This window comes from Aeromonas sp. A04, from assembly GCF_047780465.1.
Taxonomy (GTDB): domain Bacteria; phylum Pseudomonadota; class Gammaproteobacteria; order Enterobacterales; family Aeromonadaceae; genus Aeromonas; species Aeromonas bestiarum.
In genome coordinates this window covers 23084-48067 of sequence record NZ_JBLNHP010000004.1, presented here as the reverse complement: position 1 = coordinate 48067, position 24984 = coordinate 23084, and the positions used below count along the sequence as shown (strand labels likewise).

Sequence of the window (24984 nt, the reverse complement as noted above, 5' to 3'; positions counted from 1 at the left end):
CTTACCTCACCTTCAGGGTGGCGAGGCCGAGCAGCACCAGCATCAGAGTGATGATCCAGAAGCGCACTATGACGCGCGGCTCCGGCCAACCCTTCTTCTCATAATGGTGATGGATCGGGGCCATGCGGAAGATCCGCACGCCGCGCAGCTTATAGGAGCCCACCTGCAGGATCACCGAGACGGTCTCCATCACGAAGACGCCCCCCATGATCACCAGCAGGAACTCCTGACGCACCAGCACGGCTATGGTGCCAAGCGCACCGCCGAGGGCCAGGGAACCTACGTCCCCCATGAAGACCTGGGCCGGATAGGTGTTGAACCAGAGGAAGCCCAGACCCGCCCCGACGATGGCGGTACAGACGATCACCAGCTCCGAGGTATAAGGCACATAGGGAATGTGCAGGTAGTTGGCGAAGTTGACGTTGCCGGTCGCCCAGGCGATCAGGGCGAAGCCCCCCGCCACCATCACGGTCGGCATGATGGCCAGCCCATCCAGACCGTCGGTCAGGTTGACCGCGTTGGAGGTGCCGACGATCACGAAGTAGGTCAGCACGATGAACATCAGGCCGAGCTGCGGCATCACATCCTTGAGGAAGGGCACCACCAGCTGGGTCTGACCATCGTGGGTGGCCGTGGTATAGAGGAACACGGCCACGCCCAGCGCAACCGCCGACTGCCAGAAGTACTTCCAGCGGGCGATCAGACCGTCGGTATTCTTGCGCACCACCTTGAGGTAGTCGTCGGCGAAGCCGATGGCGCCGTAGGCACCGAGCACGAACAGCACCAGCCACACATAGGGGTTGTCGAGGCGGCACCAGAGCAGCACAGAGGTGAAGATGGCGGCGATGATCATCAGGCCGCCCATGGTCGGGGTGCCTTTCTTGCTGAGGTGGGACTCGGGACCATCGTTGCGGATCACCTGACCGAACTTCATGATCTGCAGACGGCGGATGAGGCGCGGCCCCATCCAGAGCGCCACCACCAGGCCGGTGATGATCGACAGGATGGCGCGAAACGTCAGGTAGGAGAAGACGTTGAAGAAGGTGAAGTGCGGGGTGAGCAGTTCCGCCAGCCAGACTAGCATGTGGCCGACTCCTGACGGTCAACGACCATCTTGACGATATCTTCCATGCGGGAGCCACGGGCACCCTTGACCAGAATCGAAATTTCTTGATGTGTATTTATCATTTGCGCAAGCACTTCAAACAACGACGCCTTGTTATCGAAATGTCGACCAGCCGCGGCATCTGCGGTATGGCGACTCTGTTCCCCTACTGTCAGCACGGCATCCAGACCGCGCTCACGGGCGTGGCGTCCAACCCGGGCGTGTTGCTCGGCAGACTCCTCACCCAACTCCTTCATGTCACCGAATACCAGCACCTTGTAGCCGCCCATGGCGGTCAGGGCATCGATGCCCGCCAGCACGGATTCCACGCTGGCGTTGTAGGTGTCATCCACCAGGGTGAGACCACCCCAGCGCTGGACGCAGAAGCGGCCCTTGACCGGCGCCATCTGCTCCAGCCCCGCCTTGACGGAGGCGAGCGAGGCACCGAGCGCCAGACAACCGGCGGCGGCCGCCAGGGCATTGGCCACGTTGTGGCGACCTGGAATGGCCAGGGTCAGGCTTATTTCACCCTGCGGCGTCACCATCACGAATTCGGCGCAGCCCTGCCCGTTGAGCACTATGTTGCGGGCATGGAAGGGTTGGCTCTGATCTGCGAGGGAGAAGGCACACTGGATGTCCAGTTCACGCCACTTCGGCCAAAATTCATTGTCGGCATTGACGATGGCGGTGCCGCCCTCGCCCAACCCCTCAAAAATCTCGCTCTTGGCGTGGAAGACCCCTTCCAGAGAACCGAAGCCCTCCAGATGAGCCGCCGCCACGTTGTTGATGAGGGCGGCATCGGGCTGGGCCAGTGAGGTGGTCCAGGCGATCTCGCCCGGATGGTTGGCACCCAGCTCCATCACCGCAAACTTGTGTTGCGGCTCGAGCCGCAGCAGGGTCAGCGGCACGCCCACTTCGTTGTTGAAGTTGCCGGCGGTAGCCAGCACCTCGCCTTCATGACGCAGGATGGCAGTGGCCATCTCTTTCACCGTGGTCTTGCCACAGCTGCCGGTGATGGCCAGCACCTTGGGGTTGATGCGCTCGCGCACCAGCTTGCCGAGGCGACCCAGCCCCTTGAGACTGTCGGTGACAACCAGCTGGGGAATGGCCAGTGGCAATTCCCGTTCGACCAGCAGGGCAGAGGCCCCGGCGGCAACCGCCTGATCGCAGAAATCGTGGGCGTCGAAACGCTCGCCGCGCAGCGCAACAAACAGGGCGCCCGCGCCCAGGGTGCGGGTGTCGGTACTGACAGCCGTGATCTCGCCGTCGTCACCGATCAGACGGGCATCGAGTACCTGCGCCAGCTCGGCAAGCCTGAGGGTCATCATCTGAATGACTCCAATAATGTGTGCAAGGCGGCCGCGACGGTTTCCCGGTCGCTGTAGTGCCGCTTGTCGGTTCCAATGATCTGATAATCCTCGTGACCCTTACCGGCCACCAGGATGATGTCCTGTTTGCTCGCCTGGCCGAGAGCCAGGGTGATCGCCTTGACCCTGTCGTGCTCGATCTGCACGGCAGCAGGATCGCGAAGGCCCGCCACCATGTCGGCCATGATCTGGGCCGGCTCCTCGGTACGGGGGTTGTCGTCGGTCAGGATCACGCGATCCGCATGTTGCTCTGCCATGGCGGCCATCATGGGACGCTTGCCACGATCCCGGTCGCCACCACAGCCAACCAGACACCAGAGCTGGCCCTCGCAGTGCACCCGCAGGGCCTGCAATGCCTTCTCCAGCGCATCCGGGGTATGGGCATAATCGACCACGGCGAGCGGCGCATTGCCGCCACCGAAGCATTCCATGCGACCGGTCACCGGCTGCAATCGAGGTGCCGTTGCCAGCAGCTCGTTGAAGTCATAACCGAGCACCAGCATGGCGCCCATGGCCGCCAGCACATTGCTGACGTTGAAGCGGCCGAGCAAGGGGGCGGATAATACACCATTCCCCCAGCTGGAGTTAATGTGTGTGTGAAAACCTTGTTGGTGGAAGTGGGGATCCTGCGCCGTTAACTGTCGCCCCGGGTGGTTTTCAATCGGGCCGTGCACGCTGAAGGCCACAGCGGCAGGATAGGCGGCAAGCCACTGGCGCCCCAGCCGGTCGTCGGCATTGATGACGGCGCAGGGCTCGTCGACCAGTTTCAGCAGCTCTTCCTTGGCGGCGCCATAGGCTTCCATGGTGCCGTGGTAGTCCAGATGATCCCGGCTCAGGTTGGTGAACACGGCCGCCGCGAAAGGCAGGGCCGCCACACGATGCTGTACCAGACCGTGGCTGGAAACCTCCATCGCCACCAGATCTGCCCCCTGCTGTTGCAGAGCCGCCAGATTGGCCTGCACCTGCACCGCGCTGCCGGTGGTGTTTTCGGCTTCCACCAGCTCACCGAACAAGCCATTGCCTATGGTGCCCATCACCCCGGCCCTGCCACCCAGCAGGGTACGCCAGTTGGCAACCAGCAGCGCAGTGGTGCTCTTGCCATTGGTACCCGTGATGCCGACCAGTTCCAGCCTGTTGGCAGGCTGCTGGTAGAAGTAACCGGCCAGCTCGGATAGTCTGGCGGGCAGATTAGGGATACCTATGCAGGGCACGGCCAGCTGAGGCGCGACGAATTCCCCGTCCTCCTCAAACACGATGGCGGTCGCTCCCTGAGCCACCGCCTGTTCCATGAAACGTCTGCCATCCACCTGGTGACCCCGAATGGCCACGAAGAGACAACCGGGCCCGACCCGCCGGCTGTCCAGCTGGATATCGGTGAGGGCGAGCGCCGGGGCACGGATGCCGAAGGGGCGCAGTAATGAATCAAGTGCGCGGTGCAACATGGGAAGCCTCCGTATGGGCAGGAATGCAGACGCTCACACCGCGAAACAGCATGGAATACGCCCCGGAACAGATGGGATGGAGGGCCAGGTCAAGTACGCGGTGCAAGGGGGGCCTCCGTACGGGCGAGTTTGGCGGGTACTGCAGGCGGTACCGCATCGGGACGAATATTGAAGAGCTGCAGCACACCGCCCATGGCTTCGGCAAAGGGCGGCGTCGCAACGGCACCACCGTAGTAGGCATCGCCCTTGGGCTCGTTGATCACCACTACCATGACGAAACGGGGGTTGCTGGCCGGGGCGAAGCCGGCGAACCAGGCCATGTAATCCTTGCCGTAGCCGCCGGCGACGGCGACCTTGGCGGTACCACTCTTGCCACCGACCCGGTAACCGGGGATCTGCGCTTTCGGAATGGCATTGCTCACCACGTACTCCAGCGCCTGCAGCATGGCGGTGGCGTTGTTGTGGTCGATGACCTGCTCACCCTTGGGCGGCTCGGTCACCTTGACGATGGAGAGCGGCACCCGCTTGCCCTTGTTGGCCAGGGTGGCGTAGGCGGAGGCCAGCTGCAGCGGAGTGACCCGCAGACCATAACCAAACGAGAGGGTGGCCCGTTCGATATCGGACCAGCGACGACGCTGGGGCAGCATGCCGCTGCTCTCGCCCATCAGGCCGCTGCCGGTGTCCATGCCGAAACCGACCATGCTGAGGGTGTTGATCATCTCCTGCGCTGGCATCCGCAGCGCGATGCGCGACATGCCGATGTTGGAGGAGTAGCGCAATATGTCGTACAGGTTGGTCGCCTTGTGGATGCTCACGTCACGGATCTGCTTGGCCCCGATATACAGAGGCCCGCCCGGAATGGTGTCCTTCCAGCTGGTGACGCCCGCCTGCAGGGCACTCAACAGGATCAAGGGCTTGATGGTCGAACCCGGCTCATAGGTATCGGTCACGACCCGGTTGCGCACCCGGAAACTCTGGTACTGACCGCGGTTGTTCGGGTTGTAGGAGGGGGTGTTGACCATGGCGAGCACTTCGCCGGTCTTCACATCCAGCATCACCATGGAGCCGGAAGTCGCCTTGTTCTCGTCGGTGGCCCGCTTGAGCGCCCGATAGGCCAGCGCCTGGACCCGCTGGTCGATGCTCAGTTGCAGATCGTTGGCGTTCTTGCCCTCCTTGACTAGGCCAAGCCGCTCGATGACCCGACCCTGACGGTCTTTACGCACCCGCATCTCGCCCGGAGTCGCGGTCAGCCACTCGTTGTAGCTGCGCTCTATCCCTTCAATGCCGCTGCCATCTATGTTGGTGACCCCCACCAGGTGGGCGCTGATCTCGCCGGTTGGATAGAAGCGGCGCGCCTCTGGGCGCAGATAGATGCCACCCAGCTTGAGGCCCTTGATGTATTCCGCCACCGCTGGCGTCACCTGGCGCTGCAGGTAGACGAAGCGCTTGCTCGGGTTGGAGATGCGATGCTTGAGGGTGTTGATGTCGAGCTTGAGTACGGCGGAGAGCGCCAGCCAGGCACGCTCGTTATGGATGGCGCCGGATTCGTGCACCGTCTTGGGATCGGCCCAGACGGCTTCCACCGGCACAGACACGGCAAGCTGTTCGCCGTTGCGGTCTGTGATCATGCCGCGCACCGCCTGGGTAGCTGTGGTACGCAGCGAACGCATGTCCCCTTCCTGACGCAGCCGATCCGGATCTATCACCTGGATCCAGGCCAGCCGCAGGATCAAGCCAGCAAACGCAATGCCGATGAAGAACACCAGCGTGCGAAAGCGCCACGGATAGAGTGACGGTGCTTTCGCCTTGGGTGGGGCCTTGGCAGATGCCTTGCGTTTCATGGTTGTGTTATTACCTTCTCGGTGGTCACCAGCGGGCGAGCCATCTGCAATTTATCCATGGCCAGACTCGCAACGCGAGAGTGCTCGGCCAGCGTCCCCTGTTCCAGCAAGAGGTGACGCCATTCGATGTTGAGCCGATCCTCTTCCGCCATCAGATCGTTCTGCTTGGCGGTCATGCCACGGGTCATGTTGGTGACCAGGATCACGGCAAAGGCGGTGATCAGCACGGCAACGGCCAGCACGACCTGCAGCTTGTGCCGCCAGAGATCGCCGAGGATCTCCCTGGCCAGATGAACACGCACCTCGCTCATGACTTACTCCGCCAGTCGCTGGGCGACCCGCAGCACTGAGCTGCGGGATCGGCTGTTTTCGGTGACTTCATGCTCGGAAGGCTTGAGCGCCTTGCCGACCGACTTCAATTTGCGGCCACCGGCCAGCTGGGCCTCGGTCAACGGAATGCCGCGCGGTATCTCGGGGCCTTTCTCGTGCTTGCGGATGAAGTGCTTCACCAGCCGGTCTTCCAGCGAGTGGAAGCTGATGACGGAGAGCCGTCCCTCGGGAGCCAGCGCCTGCAGGGCACCGTCCAGCGCTGTCTCGATCTCCTCCAGCTCGCTGTTGATATAGATGCGGATGGCCTGGAAGCTGCGAGTGGCGGCGTGCTTGCCCTTCTCCTTGCTCGGATTGACCCGGGCAATCATCTCCGCCAGCTGGCGGGTACGCACATAGGGCTCAGTCACCCGATCGTGGACGATGGCGCGGGCTATCTTCTTGGCAAAACGCTCCTCGCCGAAGGTCTTCAATACCCAGGCGATGTCATCCACATCGGCACGAGCCAGCCACTGTGCGGCGCTCTGGCCTGAAGTGGGGTCCATCCGCATGTCGAGCGGACCGTCTTTCATGAAGCTGAAACCGCGCTCGGCATCGTCCAGCTGGGGGGAAGAAACCCCCAGATCCAGCAGGAAGCCGTCAACCTTGCCCAGCAGACCGCGCTCGGCCAGATAGGTGGTAATGCCGGAGAAAGGGCCGTGCACGATTTCGAAACGGGGATCCTGGATCTTGGCCGCCTCGGCAATGGCCTGGGGATCCCGGTCGATGGCGATCAGCCGGCCGTTCGGGCCAAGGTGCTGGAGAATGAGACGAGAGTGACCACCCCGGCCAAAAGTACCGTCGACGTAGATGCCGTCCGGCTTGATGGCCAGCCCTTCAACGGCTTCGTGCAACAGCACTGTGATGTGTTCAGCGGCTTGGGTCATTTATAAAGAAAAATCCTGTAGTCGTGGCGAGCTTGCCCAGTCGTCCTCGGGCAGGCCCTGAATGTCGTCATTGACCTGTTGTTGCCAGCGGGCTTCATCCCACAACTCAAACTTGTTGAGCTGGCCCACCAGCATGATTTTCTTGTCCAGCCCGGCGTGGCTACGCAGTGGCTGGCTCAGCAGCAGACGGCCATTGCCATCCAGCTCGCATTCGGTCGCATGGCCGAGCAACAACCGCTGCAAGCGGCGCTCTACGGGGTTCATGCTGGAGAGCATCTTGAGCTTGCGCTCTATCTCTTCCCATTCGTTCAGGGGGTAAAGCAGCAGGCAGGGATGGGCAATATCTATGGTGCAGACCAGCTGGCCCTCGCTTTCGTCGCGCAGCCAATCACGGTACTTGGTCGGAATCGCCAGTCGCCCTTTGCTGTCCAGGCTGATGGCGTGAGCACCACGCAACAAATTGCAGTCCCTGAAAATGAGTTAAGGGGGCAAATCGCCCGATAAAAACCACTTTGATCCACTTTTCCCCACCTTGAAGTTTAAGGACGTGCTGAGGGCTTTTCAAGCGAGGATATCGGGCATGGGGAACATATTGACGCAGTGTTTGGGTAGCACTGATTAAATGAGTTGATTTTCCACAAGTTATTTGTGTTAACGGCAATCTGATTAATTGAAATCAATTAAAAAATAAACAAACTGAACGAATAAGACACATTGGAGTCATCTTTCGTTTCCTCGCACGCAATCAACGCTGGCATCATCTACGAATAAATCATAACCGATTGATTTATAACATGACATGTAGATGCTCAACCACCCGGCAGCAAATATCACAGCTCAAACGGTGACAATATTTTTTCAGATAATAAAAAAGAGCCTCGCGATAAATCGCAAGGCTCTTCAGGAAGAGGTCGGAGTCGGCCTGTAAGCCGGGTTCTGTTCCGGGTTGCCCCGGTAGCAATCATTCCTCTAGGCCAGCAATCGCTCACTGGCTCAAGCAACCTACCCGCCCCCAACGCGGGCCGCGCCAATAGGGGCCTATTTGGTCTTGCTTCGGGTGGAGTTTACCGTGCCACGAACTGTTGCCAGTCGCGCGGTGCGCTCTTACCGCACCCTTTCACCCTTACCTGATCCCTTGCGGGCCATCGGCGGTTTGCTCTCTGTTGCACTGGTCGTAGGCTCACGCCTCCCAGGCGTTACCTGGCACCCTGCCCTATGAAGCCCGGACTTTCCTCCCCTCCGCCCGTCTGTCCCGAGGGACACAACGACGAAGCAGCGATTGCCCAGCCGACTCCGGGCGCGGATTATAGCCTTGTCCAGCGCCCCGGGTAAACCTGCAATTGGCCTTTCCCCGGATTAATAGTGCTCGAGACCGTATTTGTAGAGGGCATTCTTCTTGACGCCATGGATCTCGGCGGTGAGGGCGGCGGCTTTCTTCAGCGGCAATTCGGCCACCAGCAACCCCAGAGTGCGGATCGCCTCAGCGGGCAACTCTTCATCTACCTTGCTGGCACCGGCGACCACCAGCACGATTTCGCCACGGCAGCGATTATCGTCCTGACCGAGCCAGGTCAGCATTTCGGAGGCGGGCAGACCATGGATGGACTCGAAAGTCTTGGTCAGCTCGCGGCACACCACCACCTGACGCTCCCCCAGGATGCGAGCGATCGCTTCTACCGTATCCTGTACCCGGCGCGGGGATTCGTAAAATACCAGCGAACGGGTGTCTTCGATCACCGCCTGCAGCCGATCGTCACGGCCCTTGGTTTTCGCGGGCAGGAATCCTTCAAAGGCAAACCGGTCAGTCGGCAGGCCGGCGGCGCTCAACGCCGTGATGGCGGCACAGGGACCGGGCAGCGGCACCACCTTGACCCCAGCCTCACGACAGCGGGTGACCAAGTGGTAACCAGGGTCGCTGATGAGCGGGGTGCCGGCATCAGAGACCAGGGCAACGTTCTTGCCCTCCTTGATCCTGCCGATCAGCACATCGGCTTTCTGCTGCTCGTTGTGATCGTGCAGCGCGAAGGTCGGCACCGAGATTTGATAGTGGCTGAGCAGGATACCGGTATGACGCGTATCCTCGGCAGCCACCAGATCGACACTGCGTAAAATGTCCAATGCACGCTGGGTGATGTCCGCCAGATTACCGATCGGAGTGGGGACTATATACAGGGTTGGGATGTCACTCATGGGATCTCCGAGTGTCCCGACAATTGTGTCGCCATATTGGCCCGTTTACACTATGGAGAACTTCAACACTGGTCGGGGAATGAACTTGAACCGGGTTACAAAGCAGCTAAGTGTATCACGACTCTTCGGCATCCTACTCGCGGCAGTACTGCTCGCCGCCTGTGCGTCGGAGCCCAACCAACCTTCCGGGCAACCAGGCATGCCGTCTGCGTTTTCCAATCTGACCAAGAATGCCCAGTGGTATCTGGAGCAGGTGGACCCGGCCAAACCGGCCGAAGCCTTCACCTGGCAGGTGATGGCGGCGCGCAGCTATCTGGCGCTCGGCCAGGCCAAACCGGCCTCGGCCCTGTACCAGCAATTGCAAAAGCAGGCCCAGAGCGCGGAGCAGAAGGCACAGCTGCAACTGTTGCAGGCACATCTGTTGCTCGCCCAGGGCAACGCCAACCAGGCGCTGATCCTGCTGGAGGGCAAGCCGGAGGTGGTGCTGGATACGGATACCCAGAAGGACTGGTATCGCCAGCGGGTAGTGCTGCAACTGGACATCAACAACAAGTTTGGTGCCGCCAAGTCGTTGATCCTGCTGGAGCCCTATCTGGCCCAGAATGAGCTGGCGACCAACCATCAGCAGATCTGGTCGCTGCTCAAAAGCATGACCCCCTCCACCCTGCAGGCGCTGGAAGAGGCCCCGGCCCCCGATGTGACCACTGGCTGGCTGCGACTGGCGGCACTGGTAAACGAGTTCGGCGCCCAGCCCAATCAACTGGCCCGCCAGCTGGCAGGCTGGAAGCAGGCCTTCCCGAACCACCCGGCCCAGAAAGACATGCCGGCGGGCCTGGGTGATCTCGCTACCAGCAACCTCAATACGCTGCAGCAGATCGCCGTGTTCCTGCCGCTCTCCGGCAACCTGGAGCCTCAGGGCGCCGCTATCCGTAACGGCATGTTGATGTCTTACAAGGAGAATCAGGGCCAATTCACCCTCAACTTCTACGACACCCAGGCCAAGGCGATGGGCGAGCTCTACAAACAGGCCATTCAGGAAGGGGCCAACATGATCATAGGCCCGCTGCTCAAGGACAGGGTCGAGGAGCTGCTCAAGTCCAATCCGAGCGTGCCCGTGCTGGCACTGAACGAGCTGGACAAGCCGATCGTCAATGACAACACCTTCTACTTCTCCCTCTCGGCTGCCGCCGATGCGACCCAGGCCGCGCAATATCTCTACGGTCAGGGTTATCGCAAGCCCTTGCTGATCGCCGCCCAGGGGCGGATCGGCTACAGCAGCATCAAGGCGTTCGAGCAGGCATGGGCCACAGTGAGCCAGGACAAACCGGTCGTGGCCACCTTCGGTGCCCGCAACGAGGTGCAGGGGATGGTCAAGAATGCCCTGAGCGGCCGCTCGACCTCCCGGGCCGGGGAAGTAGTGCAACTCTCAGCCGCAGCCCCGCGCAGCATAGATGTGGTCTATGTGGTCGCCAACAGCCTGGAGACCCGGATGATCAAGCCCTATGTGGACATCTCGGTCAATCCCATGGGCAGCCTGCCCATCTACAGCAGCTCACGCAGCTACGACAGCGCCACCACCGAGGTCGCCTCCGAGCTCAATGGCATGCACATCTCCGACATGCCGCTGCTGCTGGGTGGCTACGAGAAGCAACGGGAACAGATCGCCCTGCTCTGGCCACAGACCCAGGGTGACCTGCTGCGCCTGTTCGCACTCGGTTACGATGCCGTCAGCCTGGCGGAAAACCTGCAGCAGATGCGCAAGGTCAATGCCATGCAGCAACCGGGCATGAGCGGCCAGCTGAGCGTGGACGCCAGCGGCAACATAGTGCGGGTACTGGACTGGGCCACCTACCAGAACGGCAAGCTGGTCAGCGACAGTGCCATGCCCCAGCTCGAGGGAGCCTCCCATGAAGGGTCTATTGGCACGGATGAGCCAGCAGTGGCAGAACCTGTTCCCGTCACCGACGAGCAAGGGACAGCACTTTGAGCAGGTAGCGGAACGCTGGTTGCAGGCCCGCGGCCTGCAACCCGTGACCCGCAACTACCGCTGTCGGGGTGGCGAAATCGATCTCATCATGCGCCAGGGGGAAACCCTGGTGTTTGTTGAGGTCCGCTACCGCGCCAACACCTGCCATGGCGGAGCAGCCAGCTCGGTCACCCGGCGCAAGCAGCACAAGATCGTGCTGGCAGCGCGCCACTATTTCAAGCAACATGCCATCAACGAGGCCAGCCAGGCCTGCCGATTCGATGTGATTGCGTTCGAGGGCGACCAGCCAGACTGGATCCAGAACGCATTTTAAGAGGACCCTATGACTGACCGCATCAAAGAGAACTACACCGAAAGCATCCAGACCAAGATTGCCGCCGCCGAGGCGCTGCCGGACGCTATCCATACTGCGGCCCAGATGCTGACCATCTGTCTGCTCAATGGCCACAAGGTGATGGCATGCGGTAATGGTCCTTCTGCGGCGCTGGCCCAGCTGTTCATCTCCGAGCTGGTCAACTGCTACGAGACAGAGCGCCCCTCCCTGCCCGGCATGGCACTGACCCCCGACATGGCCACCATCAGCGCCATCGCCACCGACCATGGCTTCGAGGAGGTGTATGCCAAGCAGATCCGGGCGCTGGGTCAACCCGGCGACATCCTGGTGGTCATCACCACCACGGGCAACAGCCGCAGCCTGATCAAGGCGGCCGAAGCCGCCCTCTCCCGCGACATGACCATAGTGGTGCTCGGCGGCGGTGACGGTGGCGAGATCGCCGGCCTGCTCGGTCCCAACGATGTGGAGATCCGGGTGCCATCCGCCCGTCGCCCCCGCATTCTGGAAGTGAACCTGTTGACCCTGCACTGCCTGTGTGATCTCATCGACCAGACTCTTTTCCCGCAACAGGAAGATTGAAACCATGAAGAAACAAACTCTCCTGCTCGGCCTGCTGGCCGGCACCCTGCTGCTGCAAGGCTGCGCGGCCGTGGTGGTGGGCGGTGCCGCCGGTACTGCCAAGGCTTCCGGCGATCGCCGCACCCTGGGTGCCCAGTGGGACGATCAGGCCATAGAGCTGAAAGCGGCCAACTTGCTGGCCGACAACAAGCCGCTGAGCGCGGCCAGCAAGATCAGCGTTTACAGCAACAACGGCCGCGTGTTGCTGGTCGGTCAGACACCTTCTGACGCCTACAAACTCGAGGCGGGCAAGGTCGTTGCCCGGATCGAAGGGGTGCGCCACGTCTACAACGAGCTGCGCCTCGGCCAGCCGGTCAGCATAGGGGTTCGCAGCAATGACTCCTGGATCACCTCCAAGGTCCGGGCGGACATGCTGGGAGCCAAGAACTTCGACAGCGCCAAGGTCAAGGTGGTCACCGAGAATGGCGAGGTGTTCCTGATTGGCCTGGTCACTCGCCAGGAAGGGGATCAGGCCGTCGAGATAGCCCGCCACGTCAGCGGCGTGAAGCGCGTCATCAAGGCTTTCGAGTTCGCCCAGAACTGAGCGATGAACAAACCGCCATAAAAAAACGCAGCCAACTGGCTGCGTTTTTATTTGATGACTTTCAGCGTCGGACGACCGGTCGGACGCGGTGGTTCCGGCTCGGGCTCCACGGGTGCTTCGGCCTGCTCCAGCCAGAGGTCATAACCCGGCTCGGGCGGGAACAGCGTACCCACGCCGTTTTCCCGGGCATGAATGGCCAGCACGGCCGCCATCGGGATATAGACCTGCTGGGAGACACCACCAAAACGGGCACTGAAGCTGATGGCTTCATTGTCCATGTGGAACTGTCCCACCGCACGCGGCGCTATGTTCAACACGATTTGTCCATCCTGGACAAACTGCATCGGCACCATCACATGAGGGATGTTGACGTTGACCACCAGATGCGGGGTCAGCTCGTTATCCAGCAACCAGTCAAAGAACGCCCGCAACAGATACGGGCGACTGGGTGTCATTGTCGGTTCCATGCTCATACGCCAGCGCGGATCTCGCGCTCGGCTTCGGTCAGGGAAGCCTGGAAGGATTCACGCTCGAACAGACGAACCATGTAGGCCTTCAGCTCCTTGGCACCACGACCGGTGAAGTCGATGCCGAGGCTCGGCAGACGCCACAGCAGCGGGGCCATGTAGCAGTCGACCAGACCGAACTCTTCGCTCATGAAATAAGGCATTTCACCGAAGATGGGCGCGATGGCCAGCAGGTTGTCACGCAGTTCGGCACGCGCCGCATCCACGTCAGTCCCCGCCATGATCTTGTCGGCCAGGGAGTACCAGTCCAGCTCGATGCGATGCATCATCAGACGGCTGTTACCACGGGCAACCGGGTAGACCGGCATCAGGGGCGGGTGCGGGAAGCGCTCGTCCAGATACTCCATGATGATGCGTGAGGTGTACAGTGCCAACTCACGATCGACCAGAGTCGGTACAGTGTTGTACGGGTTCAGCTCGGCCAGCTCATCCGGCAGGTTGCTTGGGTCAACCTGGCAAATATCTACGCTAACACCCTTCTCCGCCAGGACAATGCGCACCTGATGGCTGAACATATCGTTGGCACCGGAAAACAGCGTCATTACCGAACGCTTATTGGCAGCTACAGCCATTGAACCCTCCCGTCATTAAAAAGCAGAAACGGCAATGAAGCATCTTGGTCTTCATTGCCGTGCATTATATTACCCGGATCTGGTCGCTTAGTGAACGTCGCGCCAGAATTCCTTCTTCAACAGCACAGTGAAGATGAAGAAGATCACGATGAATCCGAGTACCCAGAAGCCCATGCGTTCGCGCTCCTGTTGTACCGGTTCAGCCGAGTAGACCAAGAAGTTTACCAGATCCAGTACCGTCTGATCATACTCTTCGTTATTCATTTCACCGTTGCCGTCAGATTTGACACTGACAACCTGCTGGGTTTCCACCCCGTCAACCGTATGAGTGGCAAACTCGGCACGCGGCGTGCCTTGCAGCGGCTCCAGTACGTGGGGCATGCCCACGGACGGGAACACCACGTTGTTCACGCCAAACGGACGGGTCTCGTCCACGTAGAAGGAGCGCAGATAGGTGTAGATCCAGTCTGCACCACGCACCCGCGCCACCAGGGTCAGATCGGGGGGCGGCGCGCCGAACCACTTGGCCGCATCCTTCTCTGAAACCGAGTTCTCCATCAGATCACCGATCTTGGCACCGTTGACGATCAGGTTGGCCGCCATCAGATCTTCCGGAATGCCTATGTCTGCCGCAACCCGGTTGTAACGCTGGTACTGGGTGCTGTGGCAGCCAAAGCAGTAGTTCATGAAGGTGGTTGCACCACGCTGCAGGGACGCCTTGTCGTTCAGGTCATAGCTGGCTTTGTCCAGATGCACGGCACCGGTATTGGCAAATACCAGCGTCGGCAGCAGGGTGAGCACCGCAAAAATTATTCTTTTCATTTGAATGTCACCCTCTCCGGCAGCGGCTTGGTGCTTTCATTCTTGCTGTAGAAGAACAGCAGGACGAAGAACCCGAAATAACCCAGAGTACAGATCTGGGCAATCAGCGTCAGAGTCGGGGTCGATGGCAGCACGCCGAGGACACCGAGAATGACGAAGCAGACCACGAACTGGGCGATGTTCAGCTTGTGCAGGGTGCTACGGTAACGCACCGATCGCACCTTGCAGCGATCCAGCCAGGGCAGCAGGAACAGCACTACGATGGAGAGACCCATCATGATGACGCCCAGCAGCTTGTCAGGCACCGCACGCAAAATGGCGTAGAAGGGCGTGAAGTACCACACGGGGGCTATGTGCGCCGGGGTCTTCAGGCCATTGGCTACTTCAAAGTTCGGCTTCTCGAGGAAGTAACCCCACATGTCCGGCTTGAAGAAGATGATGGCGCAGAACAGGAACAGGAAGCCTGCCACCCCGATCATGTCCTTCACGGTGAAGTAAGGGTGGAATGCCACCGCATCCAGCGGCCAGCCTTTCTCGTCCTTGTGCTTCTTGATGTCGATGCCGTCCGGGTTGTTGGAGCCCACCTCGTGCAGCGCCAGTATGTGCATGGCCACCAGCATCACCAACACCAGCGGCAGCGCGATGACGTGCAGCGCGAAGAAGCGGTTCAGGGTCGCCCCCGAGATGACATAGTCACCACGGATCCACAGGGTCAGATCGTCGCCAATCACCGGGATGGCGCCAAACAGGGAGATGATGACCTGAGCCCCCCAGAATGACATCTGGCCCCAGGGCAGCAGGTAGCCCATGAAGGCCTCGGCCATCAGGCAGAGGAAGATCAGCATGCCGAAGATCCACAGCAGCTCGCGCGGCTTCTGGTAGGAGCCGTAGATCATGCCGCGGAACATGTGCAGATACACCACCACAAAGAACGCAGACGCGCCTGTGGAGTGCATGTAACGCAACAGCCAGCCGTAGTCCACATCCCGCATGATGTACTCCACGGAGGCAAAGGCGCCTTCTGCTGACGGGTTGTAGTTCATGGTCAGCCAGATGCCGGTGATGATCTGGTTGACCAGCACCAGCATGGCCAGCGAGCCGAAGAAGTACCAGAAGTTCAGGTTCTTTGGCGCCGGGTACTTGGCCATATGGTCGTTGTACATGGCAGTGAGCGGGAAGCGATAGTCGATCCAGCCCATCAGTTTGGCAAACATGGTCAAGCCTCCTTGCCGTCGGCACCGACCAGGATGGTGGTGTCGCTAAGATATTGGTACGGCGGAATGACCAGGTTCAAGGGTGCAGGCACCCCCTGGAACACTCGACCAGCCATGTCGAACTTGGAGCCATGGCACGGGCAGAAGAATCCGGAGGTCACGCCCTGAACCTGTTCACCGAAGTTGTCCGGCAGATAGGAGGGAGAGCATCCCAGATGGGTGCAAATGCCGACGGCCACAAAGATTTCCGGCTTGATGGACCTGTACCCGTTGTGGGCATAGTCAGGCTGCTGGGGTTCGTCGGAGGCTGGGTCGCGCAGCTTGTCATCATGGGCGGCCAGGGCATCCAGCGTCTGCTTGGTACGTTTTACCACCCAGACCGGCTTGCCTCGCCACTCCACGCGGATGAGCTGACCTGGTTCCAACTTACTGATATCCACTTCTACCGGAGCACCCGCCGCTTTGGCTTTGGCACTCGGGTTCCATGACTTTATAAACGGCACTGCGGTAAAAGCAGCTCCTACCCCACCAACGGCGACCGTTGACCAGGTAAGAAATCTGCGGCGACCGGTATCAACTGGCGCATTGCTCATCCAAAAACTCTCCCATGTGGACTCCGCACATTCTTATTGTGTCCCTGTTCCCCTTTCTTCCGTGACAACAGCGGCGGAAGCGGAGTTACAATTGTCACAGAAAAACCGAGGGAATTTTAAAGAAAAGATAACAACTTGACAAGAAAGAGAAGCGAAGGGCAAAAACAATAAATACACAAATATTTGTCTTTTGTGACGTGGTGTTAGCATTGGCGTAGGTAATATTACCAATAAAAAAAGCCTGGCACATGGCCAGGCTTTTTTGACACTCGTGAGAGTGCGTACCAAAAGCGAATTAACGCTTGGAGTACTGCGGACGCTTACGAGCTTTGTGCAGACCGACTTTCTTACGCTCAACCTTACGGGCATCGCGAGTAACAAAGCCTGCTTTACGCAGTTCGGCACGCAGGGTTTCATCGTACTGCATCAGAGCACGAGTGATACCGTGGCGGATTGCACCAGCTTGACCGGAGATGCCGCCACCGTTAACGGTGATGTACAGATCCAGTTTCTCGGTCATCTCAACCAGTTCCAGCGGCTGACGAACTACCATGCGGGCAGTCGGACGGCCAAAGTACTGCTCCAGGGAGCGCTGGTTGATGATGATTTTACCGCTACCCGCTTTGATAAACACGCGAGCAGTGGAGCTTTTGCGACGGCCGGTACCGTAGTATTGATTTTCTGCCATGTTGCCAGTTCCCGATTAGATATCCAGTACTTGAGGTTGCTGAGCAGCATGAGCATGCTCGGCGCCTGCGTAAACTTTCAGTTTACGGAACATGGCACGGCCCAGAGGACCCTTCGGCAGCATACCTTTGACAGCAGCTTCGATTACCATTTCCGGTTTACGCTTGATCAGCTTGTCGAAGCTGATTGACTTGATACCACCCGGGAAACCGGAGTGAGCATGGTACATTTTGTCGGTAAATTTCTTACCGGTTACGTGTACCTTCTCAGCATTTACAACGATGATGTAATCACCGGTGTCAACGTGCGGAGTGTACTCAGCTTTGTGCTTACCACGCAGACGAGAAGCGATCTCGGTTGCGATACGACCCAGAGTTTTACCTTCTGCGTCCACAATGTACCAGTCACGTTTTACGGTTTCTGGCTTGGCAACGAAAGTTTTCATTAAGTTAAACCCAATTACCTGTTACAGACCCAATTGCTTATGGGGGCTCTCCCACAAACAACAAACGATGGCCTACCTGTACCCCTTCGAATACAAGTAAAGCTTAAAGTGTTGCTGTCTTATCGACAGCTGTAACGTGGGCCGGGCGATTATAAGTGAAGTTGCCTTAAATATCACCTGCTAATTTCACTGCCATGAAGCTAGCAAATGTCGCCCGGCCCTACCTGCCGCAGATGCCCATCCGACTGGCAGGCGCGGTATTGTGACTAAGGAAGGTGCACTCTGGCAAGGTATTCGTGCGATTGCATTTCCTGAAGCCGTGAAAGACAACGTTTGAATTCGAAATTCAGCAGCCCATCCCCGTAGAGTTCTGTCATGGGGACAGCCGCCGACATGATGAGTTTGACGTGCCGTTCATAGAACTCGTCCACCATGGCGATGAAGCGGCGAGCCGCGTCATCCGTGCCCGCCCCCATGGGCTGCACATTGGCCAGCAACACGGTATGAAACAGCCGGGCCAGCTCTATGTAGTCGCCCTGTGAGCGAGGAGTGCAACAAAGTTGCTCGAACTCCATGTAGAGCACCCCTTCCCCCATCCCCAGCGACGTCAATTGACGATGGTTGATCTCGACACTGCCCGCCCGAGCCTCTTCCAGCCCGGTCAACTGTTGAAAATAACGATCCAGATTCGCTTTTGCCTGCTGATCCAGCGGAGAGTGATAAATCTCAGCCTGCTCCAGGGTACGCAAGCGATAGTCGACTCCGCCATCCACGTTAAGTATCTCGCAATGACGCTCGATCAATGTGATGGCTGGCAGAAAACGGGCGCGCTGCAGGCCATTTCGATAAAGATCCTGTGGCGGTATGTTCGAGGTGGCCACCAGTACCACGCCGTGACCAAACAACTCCTGGAACAAGGTCCCCAGCAGCATGGCATCCGTGATGTCGGAGACAAAAAACTCATCGAAGCAGATGACGTCTATCTCGCTGGCGAGCTTGCTGGCGATGAGCTTGAGCGGATCGGCCTGGCCGGTCAGCCCCTTGAGTTCGTCGTGCACCCTGTGCATGAAACGGTGGAAGTGGATCCGCAGTTTTCGCGTCCCCGGCAGGCTCTCGAAAAAAGTATCCATCAGCCAGGTCTTGCCTCTGCCCACTCCGCCCCACATATATAGCCCGAGGACGGGTTCCTTGGCCTTGGGCTTTTGCAACCAGCCCAGCAGGCCGCGGGATCTGGTCGGAGTCGGGCTTTGGCACAAATCCTGATAGAGTCGCTCCAGGCGGGTCACGGCCATCGCCTGAGCCGGGTCGGCCACAAAGCCGGGGCGCTGCAAATCCTGCTGATATTTTTGCTGCGGGGTCATCCTGTCAACCGCCTCCAAGTCCCTGAATGAAGGACAAAATGGTATCACGCTCTCGGGGTGCACGGTATAGTGCCATCAAGGCGTAGCGGCCATCCAGGCCGCATCAACACACATTGATTTAGCTGTAACAAGGAGCATCTATGAGTCTGTTAAACGGGATCCTGCTGGCTGTCGCCGCCTTGATTATCGGTATCATCATCGGTCGCTTCACGGTGCGCAGCCGGGATGCCGGACGTCTGGAACAAGAGCTGAAAAAAGCGCACACGGAGCTGGAAAGCTACCAGGGCCAGATCAATACCCACTTCGCCGACAGCGCCGCCCTGATGGAACAGCTGGCCGAGCAGTATCAGACCCTCTATCGCCACATGGCAGAGCAGAGCAAATTCCTGGCCAAGGCACAGGAGCCGCTGTTCCGCGAAGCGCTGCTCGACGAGAGCAACGATGCACCGGCCAATGAAGAACCGGGTATCCCCCCCCGTGACTATGCCGGCGCCTCCGGTCTGCTCAAGCAGTCCAGTTAGTTCCTTGCGGAACTAATTGCGCTGTATCGTGGTCAGACCTTGACGATTGCATTGCAACTTTTTCTGGGAGCTGTTTTTCATATGCGTAAACCTCTTTCTGTGTTCAGTGTGTTAGCCCTCAGTGTCGGTATCGCCATGTCAGCGGCCCCTGTGCAAGCTGCACTGCCCTCCTTGCTGGCGAACAACCAGGAGATGCCGAGCCTGGCGCCGGTTCTCGAACAGGTCACGCCTGCCGTGGTCAACATTTCCGTCTCTGGCAAAAAAATTACCCGCCAGCGTCTGCCGGAACAATTCCGTTTCTTCTTCGGCCCCAACATGCCTGACGAGCAGGTGAGCGAGCAGCCCTTCCAGGCGCTGGGCTCAGGCGTCATCATAGATGCCAAGAAGGGCTACGTGATCACCAACGCCCACGTCGTGCACGAGGCGGACGAGATCAAGGTCAACCTGAAAGATGGTCGTGAATATGCGGCCAAGAAGATAGGTGAAGACAAGCAGTCCGACATAGCGCTGCTGCAAATCAAGGCCGAGGATCTGGTCCAGATCAAGTTTGCCGATTCGGACGAACTGCGAGTCGGCGACTATGCGCTGGCCATCGGCAACCCGTTTGGCCTGGGCCAGACAGTCACCTCCGGTATCGTCAGCGCCCTGGGCCGCAGCGGCCTCAACATCGAAAATCTGGAGAACTTCATCCAGACCGATGCGGCCATCAACTCCGGCAACTCGGGTGGCGCCCTGCTCAACCTGCGCGGTGAGCTGATCGGCATCAACACCGCCATCCTGGGCCCGAACGGTGGCAACATCGGCATCGGCTTCGCCATTCCGTCCAACATGGTGCGCGATCTGTCTGAACAGATCGTCAAGTACGGTGAAGTACGCCGTGGCCAGCTGGGGATCACGGGGACCGAGCTGACCTCAGAGATCGCCAAGACCTTCGGCTACAACAAGAAGGATGGTGCCTTCGTCAACCAGGTCATGCCCGACTCCGCCGCCGCCAAGGCCGGCATCAAGGCAGGCGACATCATCATCAGCATAGATGGCAAGGCCATCCGCTCGTTCGGTGAGTTGCGCGCCAAGATAGCGACCATGGGGGCCGACAAGCAGGTCGCCCTGGGTCTCATCCGCGACGGCAAGGAGCAGACCGTCAAGGTCATCCTGAAGAAGGCGGATGACAGCGAGATCCTCGCCAGCGTGCTGCACCCGGCACTGGAAGGGGCCAAGCTCAGCACCACGGCCGAACCGGTCACCGGCGTAGCCGTCTCCGATATAGATCCGCGTTCCCCTGCTGCCGCCTCCGGCTTGCAGAAAGGCGACATAATCATCGGAGTCAACCGCCTGCGCATCAACTCGCTGGACGAGCTGACCAAGGCGCTCAAGAACAAGCCCGAGGTGCTGGCACTGAACATACAGCGCGGGGAGTCTTCCCTCTACCTGGTGATACGTTAACGCCCTCACACCCGCGGCCCTCGCCGCGGGTGATTTTTATCCACCGATAGTGTTATTCTCTGCGCGCTGCATGTACGGATGAGAATGACATGAAAATCCCACCTTTGATCAGTTACTTGGGCAAGTCTGTCGGCTTCGGTTTAACCGTGGCGGCTCTCCTGTTGCTGCTGTTTCCCGATTTCCGTGGCGGTGCCCAGTTACCCGGCATCATCACCAATGCCCGCGAGCTGAGCTTCTCCTATGCGGCCCACAGGGCCGGCCCTGCCGTCGTCAACATCTATACCCGCAGCTTCGCCCGCAATCAGGGCAACCAGGCCGAACTCAGGCCACAGGGGCTGGGTTCCGGCGTCATCATGAGCCAGCGTGGCCATGTGCTGACCAACTACCATGTCATCGCCGATGCGGACCAGATCATAGTCGCGCTGCAGGATGGTCGCGTGTTCAGTGCCGAGCTGGTCGGCACCGATCAGCTGACCGATCTGGCGGTGCTCTACATAGAATCGGACAACCTGCCGGTGATCCCGCAGGATCCCGAGCGGCTGCCGGATGTGGGGGATGTGGTACTCGCCATCGGCAACCCCTACAACGTCGGTCAGACCATCACCCAGGGCATCATCAGTGCCACCGGCCGGATCGGCCTCTCCAGCATGGGGCCGGACAGCAACGGCCGGCAGGATCTGCTGCAGACCGATGCCGCCATCAACGAGGGCAACTCGGGCGGCGCCCTGGTCAACGCCCGCGGTGACCTGGTCGGCATCAACACCGCCGCCTATCACCTCAACGGCAACCAGGAGAGCTACGGCATCAGCTTCGCCATCCCCTACAAGCTGGCCAAGCGGATCATGGACGAGCTGATCGCCAATGGCCGGGTCATCCGCGGCTACCTCGGCATCTCCAGCGTCGAGATCAACCCCATAGTGGCCCGCATGATGAACCTGGGCGATCTGCGCGGCCTGGTGATCGAGAGCCTGGATCCCAACGGCCCGGCGGCCAGGGGCGGGCTGACGCGAGGCGATGTGCTGCTCAAGATCAACGGGGAAGCTATCAGTGGCGTGCGCTCCGCCATGGACAAGATCGTCGAGAGCCGCCCCGGCACCAAGCTCACCATCTCGGTGTTTCGCGATGGCAAGCCACTGGAGGTACAGGTCACCATAGAAGAAGACCTGCGCTACCAGCAAAAGCAGCAGAACAAGGGCAATGCCAGCGCGAGCGCCGCTGCCGCCAGCTGACGCCCGGCCCCTCTCCATCACAAGGGCGGGATACCGCCCTTTGTCATCTCAATACCCTCTTATTTTCCTTGCCATCCGTGAGGCGACTCACAGTTTGCACCAAGCCTTGCCGGGTCAGTCCCACGGGCCAAGTGCGCCATCGATCACACTAAGTCGGCCCCAATAAGTGCCCTTTCCCCCTCCAACGCACAAAAATCAGCGTTTTCAGCCCAGGCGCGTGGGAATTTCCGCTTCGAATCGGAAAAACGCTGCCTCCTCTGCACGCCCCTGCGGGCTTAGGGTAAAGCCATCCCTTCTGCCAGCCTTGGAGAGCAGACATTGCAAACAGAGACTCATGACCAGAACCTGACCCCGGACAGCCCGGCGTTGCTGCGCAAGACCGACCTGGTCCTGGCACGCATCCACTCCCTGCTCGGCGAGCAGGGCATTCGTCCCAACGAAGTGCAGAAACAGATGCTGGCCTCCCACGTCAAGGCCATGGTGTGGCGCTCCCATAGCGGCGAATCCCTGCCGGAGGTCGACCTCAGCCTGTTCGAGGAGATCTCCCCTCTCTCCCTGCGACTGGCCGAACAGGTCGTCGCCTGGCTGGACAAGCTGGCCTATGAAGAGGCTCACCTCTTGTCCGTCCATTTCGAAGTCGCCAAAGAAAACGAACTCAGCTCACTCAAAGGAGATATCTAAATGTCAGCCATCAAACTCGTGATTGGAGATCGTCTCGGCAAGGGTCAGAAAGTGGGTGCCGGGGCAGAAACCGCCGGCGCCAGCGTGACAGTGATCCCGGGCATGGCCGCCGACATGAAGCTCGGTGATGTAATGAACAAGGAGCAGGCGGATCTCGGCATCTCCTTCTGCGGCAGCGGCGGCGCCGGTGCCATCACGGCCCAGACCAAGTACGGCTACAAGTGCCGTTACGGCATGCGCTCCGTCGAGGAGGGTGTCACCGCCATCAATGACGGCTGCGTGGTGCTGGGCTTCGGCTTCATGGACAAGGAAGAGCTGGGCCAGAAGCTGGTCGAGGCCTTCGCCAAGAAGCACGGACGCGTCTGATGAAAGAGAACTTCACCACCCAGGTCATGGTCAACGGCAAGGGGGCGACCCGCCAGCAGGCGTTCGCCGCCGCCCTCAGCCAGGTGCAGCACAGCCTGCTCAAGGACAACCCGCGCGTGATGCTGCGGATCGAACCGGTCGAGGTGCAGGTGCTCAAGGCTGAAGAGTCGGTCCGGGTGGAGAAGTTCCTGTTCTTCTTCCTGCCGCGCCAGCGCCGCGAGTTCCGCGTCCAGCTGGAGATAACGGTCAAGGTCACCAGCCTGGACGCCGAGCAGGTGACGTTCACCCTGGTGTGACGCCACCCGCTGGCATCCCCTCACAAGAAGGATACCCTGGATGTTTCTAATCATATTTATCAAGTCACTCATCGTCGGCGGCCTGGTGGGCGTCGGGGTGGGGGCTGGCGCGGCACGCATGTTCCACGCGCCGACCGTACAGGGCATGGGCGCCTTCCGTACCCTGGGCGAGCTCAACTCCTGCGAAGGGGATCCCGCCTCCCACTTCTCGTTCGGCCTCGGCTTCTTCTTCAACGCCTGGGCCTCGACCGTGGCGGCCGGTGCCTTCACCCAGGACGTGGATCACCGCATCATTCCGCACTGGGCCACGGCCGCACTGCTGGTCAAGAACCGGGATCTCGCCACCACCCTGCACGACCCGAAGAAAATGGCCATCGCCGGCGGCATCATAGGTGCCATCGTCGTCGCTTTCCTCAACAGCACGGCCGCTGCTGTGCCGGAAGCCCTGCAGGTCACCGCGGTCAAGGTGCTGGTGCCGGCTGCAAACCTCTTGGTCAACACCGTCATGCCGGTGATCTTCTGGCTGGCGGCCATAGAGGCGGGCAAGAAATCCGGCTTCTGGGCCACCATCTTCGGCGGTCTGGCACAGCTCATCATGGGCAACGCGGTACCGGGTCTGGTGCTCGGCATCCTGATCGGCAAGGGGGTGGAAGAGAGCGGCTGGAACCATGTCACTCGCGTGATGATGGCCGCCATAGTGCTGCTGTTCGTGCTGAGCGGATTCTTCCGCGGCTTCGACATGAAACTGATTGAATCCTTCCATATGGGCATACCCCTGTGGCTGGAGAACGTCCATAACCTGCTTAGCGGCAAATAAGGGGCCACCACATGGATGAGAAACTGAGAAACAACTTCTGGTACGCCGACTGGTCCTTCCCCATCTTCGTCGGCCTGCTCTCGGCCGGCGTCTTTGCCGGGACCCACATGTACTACCTGTACGGGGTCGGCGCCTTCAACGAGGTGGCCTTCGTCGCCATGTTGAAAGCCGGCATGGACACAGGGGCCTACGGCGCTGTGGCGGCCTTCGGTGCCAGCTTCCTGTTTGCCCGCATCATAGAGGGATCCCTGGTGGGGATCCTGGATATCGGCGGCGCCATTCAGACCGGGGTCGGCCTGGGCGTGCCCGCCCTGCTGCTGGGTGCCGGCATTCTCTACCCGGTGGAGAACTTCGGTGCCTCGCTAGCGACCGGCATGACCATAGGGGTCGCCATCGGCGGCATCATCATCCTGGCGCGCAAGTTCACCATCAACCAGAGCAACTCCACCTACGGGGCGGATGTGATGATGGGAGCTGGCAACAGCTCGGGCCGCTTCCTCGGCCCCCTGATCATCCTCTCCGCCATGGGCGCTTCCATCCCCATCGGGCTGGGTTCCCTGCTGGGTGCACTGCTGTTCTACGTGTGGAACAAGCCCATCACAGGCGGCGCCATCCTGGGTGCCATGCTGCTCGGTACCTTCTTCCCGATCGCCCTGGCTTAATCACAGGCCGTCTCTCGGCGGCATTGAAGAACCTGTTTGCGCTCTGTCGCGAGAGGTCGTCAGCAAG

28 protein-coding genes and 1 other RNA gene are annotated in these 24984 nt (G+C 60.0%); 12 read left to right on the top strand and 17 right to left on the bottom strand.

Annotated features, from left to right (window positions below):
- Nucleotide 1 precedes the first annotated feature (1 nt).
- The 9 genes from mraY to rsmI all read right to left on the bottom strand — a co-directional run bounded on the left by mraY (nucleotide 2) and on the right by rsmI (nucleotide 9198).
- The gene (gene mraY / locus ACM3N8_RS13725) at nucleotides 2-1084 is read right to left on the bottom strand and encodes a phospho-N-acetylmuramoyl-pentapeptide-transferase (RefSeq protein ID WP_042867986.1); all 1083 of its coding nucleotides are present in this window, start codon (nucleotides 1082-1084) and stop codon (nucleotides 2-4) included.
- Nucleotides 1078-2433: a UDP-N-acetylmuramoyl-tripeptide--D-alanyl-D-alanine ligase gene (locus tag ACM3N8_RS13720; RefSeq protein WP_416016231.1), complete on the bottom strand. Its 1356-nt coding sequence runs from the start codon at nucleotides 2431-2433 to the stop codon at nucleotides 1078-1080. Before ACM3N8_RS13720 ends, mraY begins: the two co-directional genes overlap by 7 nt.
- Nucleotides 2430-3914: a UDP-N-acetylmuramoyl-L-alanyl-D-glutamate--2,6-diaminopimelate ligase gene (gene murE / locus ACM3N8_RS13715; RefSeq protein ID WP_416016230.1), complete on the bottom strand. Its 1485-nt coding sequence runs from the start codon at nucleotides 3912-3914 to the stop codon at nucleotides 2430-2432. The genes ACM3N8_RS13720 and murE overlap by 4 nt, the downstream gene beginning before the upstream one ends.
- A gap of 89 nt (nucleotides 3915-4003) precedes the next feature.
- Nucleotides 4004-5755, bottom strand: coding sequence for a penicillin-binding transpeptidase domain-containing protein (locus tag ACM3N8_RS13710; RefSeq protein ID WP_042867979.1), 1752 nt, complete (start codon nucleotides 5753-5755; stop codon nucleotides 4004-4006).
- Nucleotides 5752-6066, bottom strand: coding sequence for a cell division protein FtsL (gene ftsL, locus ACM3N8_RS13705; protein ID WP_043139958.1), 315 nt, complete (start codon nucleotides 6064-6066; stop codon nucleotides 5752-5754). The genes ACM3N8_RS13710 and ftsL overlap by 4 nt, the downstream gene beginning before the upstream one ends.
- A gap of 3 nt (nucleotides 6067-6069) precedes the next feature.
- On the bottom strand, nucleotides 6070-7008 hold the full coding sequence (gene rsmH / locus ACM3N8_RS13700) for a 16S rRNA (cytosine(1402)-N(4))-methyltransferase RsmH (RefSeq protein WP_416016229.1): 939 nt from the start codon (nucleotides 7006-7008) through the stop codon (nucleotides 6070-6072).
- Complete coding sequence (mraZ, locus tag ACM3N8_RS13695; protein WP_043139962.1) at nucleotides 7009-7467, bottom strand: division/cell wall cluster transcriptional repressor MraZ; 459 nt, start codon at nucleotides 7465-7467, stop codon at nucleotides 7009-7011.
- Between the two features lie 450 nt (nucleotides 7468-7917).
- An RNA gene (gene rnpB / locus ACM3N8_RS13690) (RNase P RNA component class A) lies at nucleotides 7918-8303 on the bottom strand.
- Nucleotides 8304-8364: 61 nt separating this feature from the next.
- Entirely contained in the window at nucleotides 8365-9198 is an 834-nt protein-coding gene (gene rsmI, locus ACM3N8_RS13685; protein WP_043139964.1) for a 16S rRNA (cytidine(1402)-2'-O)-methyltransferase, read from the bottom strand.
- A 199-nt stretch (nucleotides 9199-9397) separates the two neighbouring features.
- On the opposite strand from rsmI, the gene ACM3N8_RS13680 reads away from it, so the two are divergent.
- From ACM3N8_RS13680 to dolP, 4 genes are read left to right on the top strand one after another with little or no spacing between them, the layout of a single operon-like run.
- Nucleotides 9398-11185, top strand: a complete 1788-nt coding sequence (locus ACM3N8_RS13680) for a penicillin-binding protein activator (RefSeq protein ID WP_290018417.1) — start codon at nucleotides 9398-9400, stop codon at nucleotides 11183-11185.
- Entirely contained in the window at nucleotides 11106-11498 is a 393-nt protein-coding gene (locus ACM3N8_RS13675; RefSeq protein WP_241325643.1) for a YraN family protein, read from the top strand. Before ACM3N8_RS13680 ends, ACM3N8_RS13675 begins: the two co-directional genes overlap by 80 nt.
- Before the next feature lie 9 nt (nucleotides 11499-11507).
- A complete protein-coding gene (locus ACM3N8_RS13670; protein WP_005305871.1) occupies nucleotides 11508-12098 on the top strand; it encodes an SIS domain-containing protein in 591 nt (196 codons plus the stop codon).
- 4 nt (nucleotides 12099-12102) lie between these two features.
- Nucleotides 12103-12681 (top strand): division/outer membrane stress-associated lipid-binding lipoprotein, encoded by a 579-nt coding sequence (gene dolP, locus ACM3N8_RS13665; RefSeq protein ID WP_042867884.1) that lies wholly within the window; start codon nucleotides 12103-12105, stop codon nucleotides 12679-12681.
- A gap of 47 nt (nucleotides 12682-12728) precedes the next feature.
- Here dolP and ACM3N8_RS13660 read toward each other — a convergent pair whose 3' ends face one another.
- The 8 genes from ACM3N8_RS13660 to zapE all read right to left on the bottom strand — a co-directional run bounded on the left by ACM3N8_RS13660 (nucleotide 12729) and on the right by zapE (nucleotide 18902).
- Nucleotides 12729-13154: a ClpXP protease specificity-enhancing factor gene (locus tag ACM3N8_RS13660; protein ID WP_043554320.1), complete on the bottom strand. Its 426-nt coding sequence runs from the start codon at nucleotides 13152-13154 to the stop codon at nucleotides 12729-12731.
- Nucleotides 13151-13780: a stringent starvation protein SspA gene (gene sspA, locus ACM3N8_RS13655; RefSeq protein WP_011707594.1), complete on the bottom strand. Its 630-nt coding sequence runs from the start codon at nucleotides 13778-13780 to the stop codon at nucleotides 13151-13153. Before sspA ends, ACM3N8_RS13660 begins: the two co-directional genes overlap by 4 nt.
- Nucleotides 13781-13867: 87 nt before the next feature.
- On the bottom strand, nucleotides 13868-14602 hold the full coding sequence (locus tag ACM3N8_RS13650) for a cytochrome c1 (protein ID WP_042867880.1): 735 nt from the start codon (nucleotides 14600-14602) through the stop codon (nucleotides 13868-13870).
- Nucleotides 14599-15816, bottom strand: a complete 1218-nt coding sequence (locus ACM3N8_RS13645; RefSeq protein ID WP_042867879.1) for a cytochrome b — start codon at nucleotides 15814-15816, stop codon at nucleotides 14599-14601. The genes ACM3N8_RS13650 and ACM3N8_RS13645 overlap by 4 nt, the downstream gene beginning before the upstream one ends.
- Nucleotides 15817-15818: 2 nt before the next feature.
- Nucleotides 15819-16409, bottom strand: a complete 591-nt coding sequence (gene petA, locus ACM3N8_RS13640) for a ubiquinol-cytochrome c reductase iron-sulfur subunit (RefSeq protein ID WP_005305890.1) — start codon at nucleotides 16407-16409, stop codon at nucleotides 15819-15821.
- Between the two features lie 295 nt (nucleotides 16410-16704).
- Complete coding sequence (gene rpsI / locus ACM3N8_RS13635; RefSeq protein WP_042019610.1) at nucleotides 16705-17097, bottom strand: 30S ribosomal protein S9; 393 nt, start codon at nucleotides 17095-17097, stop codon at nucleotides 16705-16707.
- 15 nt (nucleotides 17098-17112) lie between these two features.
- Nucleotides 17113-17541, bottom strand: a complete 429-nt coding sequence (rplM, locus tag ACM3N8_RS13630) for a 50S ribosomal protein L13 (RefSeq protein WP_042039071.1) — start codon at nucleotides 17539-17541, stop codon at nucleotides 17113-17115.
- A gap of 266 nt (nucleotides 17542-17807) precedes the next feature.
- Entirely contained in the window at nucleotides 17808-18902 is a 1095-nt protein-coding gene (zapE, locus tag ACM3N8_RS13625; RefSeq protein ID WP_416016228.1) for a cell division protein ZapE, read from the bottom strand.
- A gap of 140 nt (nucleotides 18903-19042) precedes the next feature.
- Here zapE and ACM3N8_RS13620 point away from each other — a divergent pair, with 140 nt between their 5' ends.
- The 8 genes from ACM3N8_RS13620 to ACM3N8_RS13585 all read left to right on the top strand — a co-directional run bounded on the left by ACM3N8_RS13620 (nucleotide 19043) and on the right by ACM3N8_RS13585 (nucleotide 24917).
- The gene (locus ACM3N8_RS13620; protein ID WP_042867875.1) at nucleotides 19043-19423 is read left to right on the top strand and encodes a YhcB family protein; all 381 of its coding nucleotides are present in this window, start codon (nucleotides 19043-19045) and stop codon (nucleotides 19421-19423) included.
- Between the two features lie 81 nt (nucleotides 19424-19504).
- Nucleotides 19505-20866, top strand: coding sequence for a Do family serine endopeptidase (locus tag ACM3N8_RS13615; RefSeq protein WP_042867873.1), 1362 nt, complete (start codon nucleotides 19505-19507; stop codon nucleotides 20864-20866).
- Nucleotides 20867-20955: 89 nt separating this feature from the next.
- Entirely contained in the window at nucleotides 20956-22095 is a 1140-nt protein-coding gene (gene degS / locus ACM3N8_RS13610) for an outer membrane-stress sensor serine endopeptidase DegS (protein WP_043139974.1), read from the top strand.
- A gap of 318 nt (nucleotides 22096-22413) precedes the next feature.
- Nucleotides 22414-22776, top strand: coding sequence for a transcriptional regulator (locus tag ACM3N8_RS13605; RefSeq protein ID WP_290022219.1), 363 nt, complete (start codon nucleotides 22414-22416; stop codon nucleotides 22774-22776).
- The gene (locus ACM3N8_RS13600; RefSeq protein ID WP_042039079.1) at nucleotides 22777-23142 is read left to right on the top strand and encodes a glycine-rich SFCGS family protein; all 366 of its coding nucleotides are present in this window, start codon (nucleotides 22777-22779) and stop codon (nucleotides 23140-23142) included.
- A complete protein-coding gene (locus ACM3N8_RS13595; RefSeq protein ID WP_043554312.1) occupies nucleotides 23142-23438 on the top strand; it encodes a DUF4312 family protein in 297 nt (98 codons plus the stop codon). The genes ACM3N8_RS13600 and ACM3N8_RS13595 overlap by 1 nt, the downstream gene beginning before the upstream one ends.
- Nucleotides 23439-23478: 40 nt before the next feature.
- Entirely contained in the window at nucleotides 23479-24255 is a 777-nt protein-coding gene (locus ACM3N8_RS13590; RefSeq protein WP_043554311.1) for a DUF4311 domain-containing protein, read from the top strand.
- Between the two features lie 11 nt (nucleotides 24256-24266).
- On the top strand, nucleotides 24267-24917 hold the full coding sequence (locus ACM3N8_RS13585) for a DUF4310 family protein (protein ID WP_043554310.1): 651 nt from the start codon (nucleotides 24267-24269) through the stop codon (nucleotides 24915-24917).
- Nucleotides 24918-24984: the final 67 nt, after the last annotated feature.

Excerpts from the sequence above, each read along its gene's own strand:
- mraY (WP_042867986.1), bottom strand. The coding sequence starts at position 1,084 with ATGCTAGTCTGGCTGGCGGAACTGCTCACCCCGCACTTCACCTTCTTC.
- ACM3N8_RS13720 (WP_416016231.1), bottom strand. The coding sequence starts at position 2,433 with ATGATGACCCTCAGGCTTGCCGAGCTGGCGCAGGTACTCGATGCCCGT.
- murE (WP_416016230.1), bottom strand. The coding sequence starts at position 3,914 with ATGTTGCACCGCGCACTTGATTCATTACTGCGCCCCTTCGGCATCCGT.
- ACM3N8_RS13710 (WP_042867979.1), bottom strand. The coding sequence starts at position 5,755 with ATGAAACGCAAGGCATCTGCCAAGGCCCCACCCAAGGCGAAAGCACCG.
- ftsL (WP_043139958.1), bottom strand. The coding sequence starts at position 6,066 with ATGAGCGAGGTGCGTGTTCATCTGGCCAGGGAGATCCTCGGCGATCTC.
- rsmH (WP_416016229.1), bottom strand. The coding sequence starts at position 7,008 with ATGACCCAAGCCGCTGAACACATCACAGTGCTGTTGCACGAAGCCGTT.
- rsmI (WP_043139964.1), bottom strand. The coding sequence starts at position 9,198 with ATGAGTGACATCCCAACCCTGTATATAGTCCCCACTCCGATCGGTAAT.
- ACM3N8_RS13680 (WP_290018417.1), top strand. The coding sequence starts at position 9,398 with ATGCCGTCTGCGTTTTCCAATCTGACCAAGAATGCCCAGTGGTATCTG.
- ACM3N8_RS13675 (WP_241325643.1), top strand. The coding sequence starts at position 11,106 with ATGAAGGGTCTATTGGCACGGATGAGCCAGCAGTGGCAGAACCTGTTC.
- ACM3N8_RS13670 (WP_005305871.1), top strand. The coding sequence starts at position 11,508 with ATGACTGACCGCATCAAAGAGAACTACACCGAAAGCATCCAGACCAAG.
- dolP (WP_042867884.1), top strand. The coding sequence starts at position 12,103 with ATGAAGAAACAAACTCTCCTGCTCGGCCTGCTGGCCGGCACCCTGCTG.
- ACM3N8_RS13660 (WP_043554320.1), bottom strand. The coding sequence starts at position 13,154 with ATGAGCATGGAACCGACAATGACACCCAGTCGCCCGTATCTGTTGCGG.
- sspA (WP_011707594.1), bottom strand. The coding sequence starts at position 13,780 with ATGGCTGTAGCTGCCAATAAGCGTTCGGTAATGACGCTGTTTTCCGGT.
- ACM3N8_RS13650 (WP_042867880.1), bottom strand. The coding sequence starts at position 14,602 with ATGAAAAGAATAATTTTTGCGGTGCTCACCCTGCTGCCGACGCTGGTA.
- ACM3N8_RS13645 (WP_042867879.1), bottom strand. The coding sequence starts at position 15,816 with ATGTTTGCCAAACTGATGGGCTGGATCGACTATCGCTTCCCGCTCACT.
- petA (WP_005305890.1), bottom strand. The coding sequence starts at position 16,409 with ATGAGCAATGCGCCAGTTGATACCGGTCGCCGCAGATTTCTTACCTGG.
- rpsI (WP_042019610.1), bottom strand. The coding sequence starts at position 17,097 with ATGGCAGAAAATCAATACTACGGTACCGGCCGTCGCAAAAGCTCCACT.
- rplM (WP_042039071.1), bottom strand. The coding sequence starts at position 17,541 with ATGAAAACTTTCGTTGCCAAGCCAGAAACCGTAAAACGTGACTGGTAC.
- zapE (WP_416016228.1), bottom strand. The coding sequence starts at position 18,902 with ATGACCCCGCAGCAAAAATATCAGCAGGATTTGCAGCGCCCCGGCTTT.
- ACM3N8_RS13620 (WP_042867875.1), top strand. The coding sequence starts at position 19,043 with ATGAGTCTGTTAAACGGGATCCTGCTGGCTGTCGCCGCCTTGATTATC.
- ACM3N8_RS13615 (WP_042867873.1), top strand. The coding sequence starts at position 19,505 with ATGCGTAAACCTCTTTCTGTGTTCAGTGTGTTAGCCCTCAGTGTCGGT.
- degS (WP_043139974.1), top strand. The coding sequence starts at position 20,956 with ATGAAAATCCCACCTTTGATCAGTTACTTGGGCAAGTCTGTCGGCTTC.
- ACM3N8_RS13600 (WP_042039079.1), top strand. The coding sequence starts at position 22,777 with ATGTCAGCCATCAAACTCGTGATTGGAGATCGTCTCGGCAAGGGTCAG.
- ACM3N8_RS13595 (WP_043554312.1), top strand. The coding sequence starts at position 23,142 with ATGAAAGAGAACTTCACCACCCAGGTCATGGTCAACGGCAAGGGGGCG.
- ACM3N8_RS13590 (WP_043554311.1), top strand. The coding sequence starts at position 23,479 with ATGTTTCTAATCATATTTATCAAGTCACTCATCGTCGGCGGCCTGGTG.
- ACM3N8_RS13585 (WP_043554310.1), top strand. The coding sequence starts at position 24,267 with ATGGATGAGAAACTGAGAAACAACTTCTGGTACGCCGACTGGTCCTTC.